This is a genomic window from Vibrio sp. 10N.222.55.A1, from assembly GCF_041473835.1.
In the GTDB taxonomy this organism is placed as follows: Bacteria; Pseudomonadota; Gammaproteobacteria; order Enterobacterales; family Vibrionaceae; genus Vibrio; species Vibrio crassostreae_C.
On record NZ_JBFRSX010000100.1, the window covers coordinates 1 to 309 of the forward strand.

Below are 309 nucleotides of genomic sequence, written 5' to 3' on the forward strand. Positions count from 1 at the left end.
ATCGCCAGGCTTTAAATTTATTTTCACTTTTTTGAAAGGTGAAGACAAAAGGTATCGTTACTTGCATTAGCAAATAACAACCTCAACAGTGTACTAATCTGTTGATGACAATTTGTTGGAGGGATGGCTGAGTGGTCGAAAGCACCGGTCTTGAAAACCGGCAACCGTTAATAGCGGTTCTAGGGTTCAAATCCCTATCCCTCCACCACCATTGAAAAGCCCGCTGAGAAATCAGCGGGCTTTTTTTGTCTGAAAATCATATGAAAACAAGTGTTTATCTTTCAATGCATGTATTATACCAATCCGGAA

General features: G+C 40.1%; 1 tRNA gene. It reads left to right on the forward strand.

The features are described 5' to 3' along the window. Positions 1-117 precede the first annotated feature (117 nt). A tRNA-Ser gene (locus AB4493_RS21220) sits at positions 118-208 on the forward strand. Positions 209-309: the final 101 nt, after the last annotated feature.